Annotated in this window: 10 protein-coding genes and 1 tRNA gene; 4 read left to right on the plus strand and 7 right to left on the minus strand. The window is 52.9% G+C overall.

Annotated elements, in window-relative coordinates; genetic code table 11:
• Positions 1 to 14 precede the first annotated feature (14 nt).
• From upp to RZA33_RS17080, 6 genes are all read right to left on the minus strand, one after another.
• Positions 15 to 644, minus strand: a complete 630-nt coding sequence (gene upp, locus RZA33_RS17055) for a uracil phosphoribosyltransferase (RefSeq protein WP_317508905.1) — start codon at positions 642 to 644, stop codon at positions 15 to 17.
• Positions 645 to 737: 93 nt separating this feature from the next.
• Positions 738 to 1,421 carry a uracil-DNA glycosylase gene (gene ung / locus RZA33_RS17060; RefSeq protein ID WP_317508915.1) on the minus strand — a complete coding sequence of 228 codons (684 nt, stop codon included), beginning with the start codon at positions 1,419 to 1,421 and terminating at the stop codon, positions 738 to 740.
• 2 nt (positions 1,422 to 1,423) lie between these two features.
• Positions 1,424 to 1,903: a xanthine phosphoribosyltransferase gene (gpt, locus tag RZA33_RS17065; RefSeq protein WP_146876162.1), complete on the minus strand. Its 480-nt coding sequence runs from the start codon at positions 1,901 to 1,903 to the stop codon at positions 1,424 to 1,426.
• A 6-nt stretch (positions 1,904 to 1,909) separates the two neighbouring features.
• Complete coding sequence (locus RZA33_RS17070; RefSeq protein ID WP_317508906.1) at positions 1,910 to 2,455, minus strand: adenine phosphoribosyltransferase; 546 nt, start codon at positions 2,453 to 2,455, stop codon at positions 1,910 to 1,912.
• Between the two features lie 40 nt (positions 2,456 to 2,495).
• Positions 2,496 to 3,794 (minus strand): NCS2 family permease, encoded by a 1,299-nt coding sequence (locus tag RZA33_RS17075; RefSeq protein ID WP_317508907.1) that lies wholly within the window; start codon positions 3,792 to 3,794, stop codon positions 2,496 to 2,498.
• Positions 3,795 to 3,989: 195 nt separating this feature from the next.
• Positions 3,990 to 4,631, minus strand: a complete 642-nt coding sequence (locus RZA33_RS17080; protein WP_317508908.1) for a riboflavin synthase subunit alpha — start codon at positions 4,629 to 4,631, stop codon at positions 3,990 to 3,992.
• A 536-nt stretch (positions 4,632 to 5,167) separates the two neighbouring features.
• Here RZA33_RS17080 and RZA33_RS17085 point away from each other — a divergent pair.
• The 4 genes from RZA33_RS17085 (at position 5,168) to RZA33_RS17100 (ending at position 8,357) form a co-directional block, all read left to right on the plus strand.
• Entirely contained in the window at positions 5,168 to 6,226 is a 1,059-nt protein-coding gene (locus RZA33_RS17085) for a methionine ABC transporter ATP-binding protein (protein ID WP_317508909.1), read from the plus strand.
• Positions 6,207 to 6,860 (plus strand): methionine ABC transporter permease, encoded by a 654-nt coding sequence (locus tag RZA33_RS17090; protein WP_317508910.1) that lies wholly within the window; start codon positions 6,207 to 6,209, stop codon positions 6,858 to 6,860. Before RZA33_RS17085 ends, RZA33_RS17090 begins: the two co-directional genes overlap by 20 nt.
• A 103-nt stretch (positions 6,861 to 6,963) precedes the next feature.
• Entirely contained in the window at positions 6,964 to 7,755 is a 792-nt protein-coding gene (locus RZA33_RS17095; protein WP_317508911.1) for a MetQ/NlpA family ABC transporter substrate-binding protein, read from the plus strand.
• 116 nt (positions 7,756 to 7,871) lie between these two features.
• Positions 7,872 to 8,357 carry a GAF domain-containing protein gene (locus RZA33_RS17100; RefSeq protein WP_317508912.1) on the plus strand — a complete coding sequence of 162 codons (486 nt, stop codon included), beginning with the start codon at positions 7,872 to 7,874 and terminating at the stop codon, positions 8,355 to 8,357.
• A gap of 53 nt (positions 8,358 to 8,410) precedes the next feature.
• Here RZA33_RS17100 and RZA33_RS17105 read toward each other — a convergent pair.
• A tRNA-Val gene (locus RZA33_RS17105) sits at positions 8,411 to 8,487 on the minus strand.
• Positions 8,488 to 8,584: the final 97 nt, after the last annotated feature.

Raw genomic sequence — 8,584 nt, forward strand, 5'->3', positions numbered from 1 at the left:
GTGATGAAAAACGCTTAGCGGGTTCCAAAAATCTTATCGCCAGCGTCACCAAGGCCAGGGACGATATAGCCATTTTCATCGAGGCGGTCATCAATTGAAGCGGTATAAATTTCGATATCTGGATACGCTTCCTGCACCCGTTTGATCCCTTCAGGAGCGGCGACTAGCACAATCACTTTCATGTGCTCGCAGCCGCGCTCGCGCAACATGTCAAGCGTTGCCACCATCGAACCGCCAGTGGCGAGCATGGGATCAATCACAATCGCCATGCGCTCTTCAATGTCGTTGGCAAACTTGGCGAAGTAAGGCACAGGCTGAAGCGTCTCTTCATCACGGTAAAGGCCAACAACGCTGACCCGCGCGCTGGGGATCAAATCCGTCACGCCTTCTAGCATGCCTAGCCCGGCACGCAAAATTGGTACGACCGTGACTTTTTTACCTTTTAAACGCCGGGTAGCAATCGGCTCACCGTTCCATCCCTGAATCTCATGTGCTTCCAACTCCAAGCCTTTAGTGGCTTCATAGGTCAGCAGCTTGGCAACTTCACCTGCCAGTTCACGGAAGCTCTTGGTGCTCAGATCAGCTTCGCGCATCAGCCCTAGCTTATGTTGAACAAGCGGATGGTTAATGGCGTAAACACTCATGGGACTTCCTCACAGCAGGGGATTCAGAATGGCAACTGGGCCATATCACTGGACACAAAATTGCGCATATTCTACCCGCAACCACTAGCGAGGTTAAGGGTTTTCCGGCAATTGCCAGGTAATCGGCGTTCGCCCCAGGGCTTGCAGAAATTGATTAGCTTGAGAAAAATGCCGTGTACCAAAAAAACCACGGTGCGCGGAGAGCGGTGAAGGGTGCGGCGCTTCGAGTATAAGATGGCGCTGCTGATCAATTAACGCCTTCTTCTGGCGCGCATGACTTCCCCATAACAGAAACACACACGGCGGTGCATGTTCACTCACGGTCTCAATCGCGCGATCGGTGAACCGCTCCCACCCTTTACCGCGATGCGACGCTGCGTTGCCTTGCTCGACAGTCAGCGAGGTGTTTAATAACAGCACGCCCTGCTTTGCCCAGGCCTCCAGATGACCGTGACGCACGGGGGTAAACCCCACATCAGTGGCCAACTCTTTATAAATGTTGGCCAGCGACGGCGGCACAGGCACCCCAGGCTGCACGGAAAAACAGAGGCCGTGGGCCTGATTCGGCCCGTGGTAAGGGTCTTGGCCTAAAATGACCACCTTAACGTCGCTCAACGGTGTTAGCTCAAAGGCGCGAAACCATTGCGAGGAATGCGGATAAATGATTTTTTTGGCCGCTTTCTGCTGCGCCAAAAAATCCTTGAGCGAGCGCATGTAATCAGCCTGGAATTCACTGCCCAGCCACTTGTTCCAATCGTCGGGAAGTGGATTACCCATCATTACCTCTTCATTTGGTCTACAAGCGGCTCGACGTACGCAATGCCCATATCCCAAGGAAACTGGATCCAGCACTGCTGGCCCACTTCCGTCAGGTATTGATCCACCAAGGGCCGACCATCAGGTTTGGCATAAATAGTCACAAAATGCGCTTTCGGCAGCATTTTTCGCACCGCGCGGGCCGTTTTACCGGTATCCACCAAGTCATCCACGAGTAGCCAGCCATCACCGTCATGATCAACGCCCTTCATAATATCCAGGCCGCCTTGATCCATATGGTCATAGCTTTTTATGCACACAGTATCGATCAACCGGATATTGAGCTCCCGGGCAATCAGCGCGGCGGGAATTAAGCCACCGCGGGTAATCGCGACGATACCTTTAAAATCCCGCTCGATCATCTGATGGCAAAGGGTACGGACATCGCGGTGCAACTGATCCCAGGAGACAGTGAAATGTTGATGGTAGCGGTCGCTGCTCATGGGGAATTACTCGTCTTCGTTAAAGGAACAAACCGCGAATACGCTGTAACCCGCATCACGAATTCTCTGCGAACCACCCAGCTCAGGCAGATCAATAATCGTGGCTGTTTCGACCACCTGACCACCGCTACGCTGAATTAAGTTGGCCGCTGCCAGCATGGTGCCGCCGGTAGCGATCAGGTCATCCATCAGCAAAATACGGTCATCTCGCTGGAACGCATCGGAATGCAATTCTACTTCCGAATGCCCATACTCCAAAGTATAAGTCTCGCTGATGGTTTTGAACGGTAGCTTGCCCTTTTTACGTACCGGCACAAAACTGCAACCCAGCTCGTAAGCCAACGGGGCGCCAATAATGAAACCCCGCGCGTCAATCGCCGCGATGGCATCTAGGTTCATTTCCTGATAGCGGTGTACAAAGCTATCAATCAGCTTACGAAAGGCAGCGCTATTTTGTAGCAAAGGAGTGATATCGCGAAAATTCACGCCTTGCTCAGGCCAATCGGGAACCGTGCGAATAACGGACTTAATGTAGTCGCCGTAGATGCTCATCGCGTCTCTCATTGAGTAATAAAAAAGGGTTCGGGGCGAATCACCCCATGAACAGGAATCTTGCCGCAAACAACAGCGCTAAAATGACCACTGCCGGGTTCAAATCTTTGAAACGACCGGATAACGCTTTAATCGCCACATAGCTGATAAAGCCGAGTGCAATGCCTTCAGCAATCGAGAACGTTAACGGCATTGCTAAAGCGGCAATGAGCACCGGTGCGGCTTCGGTGGGATCATCCCAATCGGCATGCGCCAAACTACCGGTCATCAATACGGCCACATAGAGCAGCGCACCCGCCGTGGCGTAGGCCGGGATAGAGCCCGCTAGCGGCGCGAAGAATAGGCTAATTAGGAACATGCCAGCCACCACCACGGCGGTCAATCCGGTACGCCCACCCGATGCAATACCCGCCGTTGATTCAATATAGCTAGTGGTTGTCGAAGTACCCAACGCAGCACCTGCCATCGACGCGGTGCTATCGGCCATCATGGCGCGACCAATACGCGGCAACTTACCGTCTTTATCCAGCAATTTACCGCGATGGGCAACGCCCACCAGCGTGCCAGAGGTGTCAAACAGGTCAACAAACAGGAACGCAAAAATCACGCTGAGCATCGCCACATCCAGCGCGCCCACCAAATCCATGGCCATAAAGGTCGGCGCAATCGACGGCGGCATTGACATCAGACCGCCATATTCATTGTGGCCCAGCAGTATGGCAATGACGGTGATGCCCAAAATGCCGATCATCACTGCACCGGTGACTCTTAGGTAAGACAGCGCGGTGATCACAAAGAAACCCAGCAGCGCATAAATGGCCGACGGCTCAGAGAGATCACCTATGGTGACAAAAGTAGCGGGGTTAGCCACCACAATGCCAGCGTTTTTAAGCGCGATCATGGCCAGGAACAAGCCGATACCGGCAGCGATACCCAAGCGCAGCGTCATCGGGATAGCGTTAATGATCCACTCGCGTATTTTAAAAATACTGAGCAAAAAGAACGTTAGACCTGAGAAGAAAACCGCCCCCAGGGCCGCCTCCCAGGTATATCCCATGCCCAACACAACGCCATAGGTAAAAAAGGCGTTCAAGCCCATTCCCGGCGCCTGGGCAATCGGGTAATTAGCCCACAGCCCCATCACCAAACAGCCGATTGCCGCCGCCAAACAGGTGGCAACAAACACCGCCCCCGCGTCCATGCCGGCTTCGGAGAGAATGCTCGGGTTAACAAAGATAATGTAGGCCATCGTCAGGAAGGTGGTAATCCCGGCAATAACTTCTGTTTTGACGTTGGTGTTGTGCTCTGTGAGCTTGAAATAACTATCCAGACGTTTCATGAATCTTCTTATCCTTACACATGAGCGTGCGTTCTGGTGCCGAGAAAAGCCGCACATACTACCGAAACGCTCACGGTGATGCGAGCGCCTCATTATGGCGACTAACGAAAGCGGGAGCTGTCCCGCTGGTATATGGCCAAGCAATCTTTAGGCCACAACCTAACCGATCGGTCAAACAAAAAGTAAATAAACACGTTAACGGGGCTGCAGCGCCACTTTTTGTTGCGCCAGCACGCGCTCAACGGTTTCAACAATTACCTGGGTTTGCGGATCAATTTCAATGTTGACCTGATCGCCCGGAGCGCGGTCTTGAAGGGTAGTGCGCGACAATGTTTCTGGAATTAAATTGACGCTGAACTCCACACCGCCGCTCTCAACGTGGCGAACATCACCGATGGTCAAGCTGATACCGTCCACGCCAATATAGCCTTTTTCAAACACGAACCGACCCAATCTTTCCGGCAGCGAAAACCACAGACGACGGTTGTTCGGTGCCTCGTCGATAGCCACCACTTCTGCCATGGAGATGATATGGCCCGACATGGAATGCCCACCAATCTCATCCCCAAAACGCGCCGCACGCTCTATATTGACACATTGGCCAGGAGTGATTGCACCAAGATTAGTCAATCGCAAGGTTTCGCGCATCAAATCAAAACTCACGCGGTCGCCTTCAATCGCGGTGACGGTCAAACAAACACCGTTGTGCGACACCGACGCGCCCATCTCAAGCCCATCACGCATCAAGGGCGGCATTTCCAACACGTGCACGCGAAACTTCTCTAATTCGTGGACTGCCACCACCTTGGCTACGCCCTGCACAATACCGGTAAACATAACGCCCTTCTCCCTTCAGCCGTAAAACAAAGATTTAATTGGGTAAGCTTACTACTGGTGCCTCACCATTGTGCAGTCTTCAGTGCGGCTATATTTACATTGACCCTCTGCGCATTGGCCCTATTCGCGCTGACCCTGCTTTTATACCTTGAGAAAAATAAAACAGCTAACCAAGCAAGCGCATATTTGGCGCCAAGCGCAGCACCAATAGCTTTAAAAGCTATGTTTTTTAGTAGATAACGCTACCCATAGCGCATGAACTATAAAATAAGTCGCCGTCAATTGATTAAAAGACTGACTATCTTTATGATAATCGCCCGATTGTAACGACGCCGATTTGTACCCATATTGCGGGCGTCTACCAGGTCATTAACATTGTATTGGTGTCTGACCTGGTAAAGTGCAGCTAAAAGGGTGTGTCCAGCGCTGATGGCCACCCACCAGGGGTGGCCTTTTTTGTGCTTCACCCTATTTTTAACCCGCCTTAAGCTTGCACCCCCGCACTCCGTCTACGGCCTAACGGTAAGGCAGACGCAATGATTGAACTTCGCAATGTCAGTAAAACCTATTTCAGTAACAACAAGGGCAACGGCACCAATGCTGTCCACGCGCTAAAAGACGCCAGCCTGACCGTTCCCAAGGGCACGATTCATGGTGTTATTGGCCTCTCCGGCGCTGGCAAATCCACATTGATACGCTGCGTCAATCTATTAGAGCGCCCGACTAGCGGCAGCGTCATTGTCGATGGCCACGAAATGACGCGCTTGAGCAGCTCAGCGCTCAATCGCTCCCGCCATCGCATCGGCATGATTTTTCAGCACTTCAATTTGCTCACCACGCGCACAGTGTTCGACAACGTCGCCCTGCCCCTTGAACTGATGGGACAAAAACGCCACACCGTACGCGACCGGGTTATTCCGCTGCTGGAAATGGTCGGCCTGGCGGATAAAGCCAATCAATACCCGGCTCAGCTTTCCGGTGGCCAAAAGCAGCGGGTCGCCATTGCTCGGGCGCTGGCCAGCAAGCCGCAGGTATTGCTCTGCGATGAAGCCACTTCTGCCCTAGACCCACAAACGACCAGCTCAATACTTGAGCTGCTGCGTGATATTAATCATCAGCTGGGCATTACCATCCTGTTGATCACCCACGAGATGGAAGTGGTTAAATCAATTTGCCACCGGGTGAGCCTGATTTCGGACGGCGAGCTAGTGGAAGACTCGGAAGTCGGCGACTTCTTTACCGCCCCGCGCACCCAGCTGGGTCGTGAGTTTCTCAACGACTTCCTGCAGCTAACACCGCCCAAAGAGCTGATCGAACGACTGCTCGATACCCCCGGCGAAAACACCCATCCAGTGGTGCGCCTAACGTTCTCGGGCGATGCGGTCTCGACGCCGCTGATTTCACGCCTTGCCCGAGAGTGCGAGGTAGATGTCAGCATTTTACAAGCGAAAGTAGAGTCGATTCAGGAGCGCACCCTGGGTTTGATGATCGCAGAGCTCTTGGGCACGCCGACGCAAACCCAGCAAGCCATGCACTATCTTGAATCTCATCAACTGCAAGTAGAGGTACTCGGCCATGTCCAGCGCAATGATTGAACTAGTTTTACAGGCCACGCTGGATACCCTTTATATGGTGGCCATTTCGGGGCTCATTTCAACTCTCGTCGGACTACCTCTCGGCGTTATGCTCTATGTGACGCGCCCGCGGCAAATATTGGCGAAACCTGTGCTTAATCAAGTATTAAGCATCATTACCAATATTGGCCGCTCGATTCCATTTATCATTTTAATGGTGGCAATCATCCCGTTTACGCGCATGCTGGTGGGCACCTCGATTGGCATTAACGCCGCGTCTGTGCCACTGACGATTGCCGCTATACCTTTCGTCGCCCGACTGGTCGAAGCAGCGCTTAATGAAATCTCGCCTGGGTTAATTGAAGCCGCCCAGGCCATGGGCGCATCGCCTTGGCAAATTATTCGCAAAGTGCTGATTCCGGAAGCGCGCGGCGGGATTATGACGGGCTTGACGATTACCGTGGTCACGCTGGTCAGCTACTCCGCCATGGCAGGCGCCGTGGGCGGTGGCGGCCTGGGCGACTTAGGCATTCGCTACGGCTATAACCGTTTTAATCCCACTATCATGCTGATTACGGTGGTGATTTTGGTCGTCATGGTGCAAGGCTTTCAGAGCTTAGGCGACTACCTTGTACGTAAAAGTGACCGCAAGTAGCCGTCCACCGAGCGGCAATCCATTATAACCAAAATGCATTAGACAACGGTTTCTTATTGCCGCATCATCACTTCATTATCAATAACGTCACTGGAGATACCTCATGCAAAAACTGATCATTGGTAGTCTTACCGCCCTAGCTCTTGCGGTGAACGTCGCTAACGCTGAAACCCACAGCATCAAAATGGGCACCGTTGCCGGCCCTGAAACCGAAATCATGGAAGTTGCCGCGCGCATTGCCAAAGAAGACTACGACCTGGATGTCGAAATCATTGAATTTACCGATTACGTCACTCCCAATGTAGCCTTGGCCGATGGCAGCCTAGACGCCAACGCCTACCAGCATGCACCTTACTTACAGTCGATGATCGACGACCGTGGCTATGACTTGGCCATTGCTGGCTATACCTTCGTGTACCCGATTGGCGCTTACTCAGAAAAATACGACAGCATCGACGACCTGCCCGACGGTGCACAAATCGCACTGCCTAACGACCCTTCCAATGAAGGTCGCGCGCTGATTTTGATGCATAACGAAGGCCTGATCACTCTTAACGATCCAGAATTCCTCGAAGCGACACCCATCGATATCGCTGAAAACCCGCGCAATTTCCGTTTTCGTGAAATTGAAGCCGCACAACTGCCTCGCGTGCTGCCCGATGTCGATATGGCCTTTATCAACAATACATTCGCGCAGCCAGCCGGCTTAAGCCTGGATGATGCCTTGATTAAGGAAGGGCCAGAGTCGCCTTACGTTAATCTGATCGCCGTGCGTGACGGCGATGAGGATCGTGAAGAGATTCAACAACTGGTTGACGCCTATCAGCGTGACGAGGTCATTGAAAAAGCTGAAGAGTTATTTAAAGGCGCCGCGGTCCCAGGCTGGACAGAGTAATACTGGCTGAGCAATACCACGAATTAGCCATCAATGGATGACATCAGGCCGACACGCATAGGTAATCCTCTATGCAAACAGTGTCGGCCTGATGCGTTAGTAGCAAAGGAAACCTTATGCCAAACAGTGTTGACTATCCTTTTCTTAATCGGCAGCTTGAAGCACTGCTCGATACCCGCGACTGGCTCACCAATAGCGCGCAAACATGTGCGTTTATTCACCAGCAGCTTAACGACTTAAACTGGGTAGGCTTTTATCTTCAACGCCAGCCCGACGTGCTAGGTCTCGGGCCGTTTCAAGGCCAGCCCGCCTGTCACCCTATCCCGTTTAGCAAAGGCGTATGCGGCGCCGCCGCCCGCTTGCAAACTACCCAGCGAGTGGACGACGTGCATGCGGTTGCCGACCACATTGCCTGCGACGCCAATTCTCGCTCCGAGCTAGTGGTGCCTATCGTGGCAAATGGCGTTGTTTGGGGCGTGCTTGACCTGGATAGCCCTGTGCAGGCCCGCTTCACCGAGCATGACCAAGCGGGCGTAGAAACGCTGGTGGCGACGTTTATGCGCCAAACTGATTTGCCCGACCTGCTAAAAATGGCGGCATAACACACCAACAAAAACACCCCAGACATAAGATGTCTGGGGTGTTTTTTAATATCTGGTAGGACCAGGCGGATTTGAACCGCCGACCTCCACGATGTCAACGTGGCGCTCTAACCAACTGAGCTATGGTCCTAAAAAATCGTGACTGGCATGCTGGTAGGACCAGGCGGATTTGAACCGCCGACCTCCACGATGTCAACGTGGCGCTCTAACCAACTGAGCTATGGTCC

It is taken from the genome of Halovibrio sp. HP20-59, assembly GCF_033052795.2.
GTDB lineage: Bacteria > Pseudomonadota > Gammaproteobacteria > Pseudomonadales > Halomonadaceae > Vreelandella.

Excerpts from the sequence above, each read along its gene's own strand:
- RZA33_RS17080 (WP_317508908.1), bottom strand. The coding sequence starts at position 4,631 with ATGTTTACCGGTATTGTGCAGGGCGTAGCCAAGGTGGTGGCAGTCCAC.
- RZA33_RS17070 (WP_317508906.1), bottom strand. The coding sequence starts at position 2,455 with ATGAGCATCTACGGCGACTACATTAAGTCCGTTATTCGCACGGTTCCC.
- gpt (WP_146876162.1), bottom strand. The coding sequence starts at position 1,903 with ATGAGCAGCGACCGCTACCATCAACATTTCACTGTCTCCTGGGATCAG.
- RZA33_RS17100 (WP_317508912.1), top strand. The coding sequence starts at position 7,872 with ATGCCAAACAGTGTTGACTATCCTTTTCTTAATCGGCAGCTTGAAGCA.
- upp (WP_317508905.1), bottom strand. The coding sequence starts at position 644 with ATGAGTGTTTACGCCATTAACCATCCGCTTGTTCAACATAAGCTAGGG.
- RZA33_RS17075 (WP_317508907.1), bottom strand. The coding sequence starts at position 3,794 with ATGAAACGTCTGGATAGTTATTTCAAGCTCACAGAGCACAACACCAAC.
- RZA33_RS17095 (WP_317508911.1), top strand. The coding sequence starts at position 6,964 with ATGCAAAAACTGATCATTGGTAGTCTTACCGCCCTAGCTCTTGCGGTG.
- ung (WP_317508915.1), bottom strand. The coding sequence starts at position 1,421 with ATGGGTAATCCACTTCCCGACGATTGGAACAAGTGGCTGGGCAGTGAA.
- RZA33_RS17085 (WP_317508909.1), top strand. The coding sequence starts at position 5,168 with ATGATTGAACTTCGCAATGTCAGTAAAACCTATTTCAGTAACAACAAG.
- RZA33_RS17090 (WP_317508910.1), top strand. The coding sequence starts at position 6,207 with ATGTCCAGCGCAATGATTGAACTAGTTTTACAGGCCACGCTGGATACC.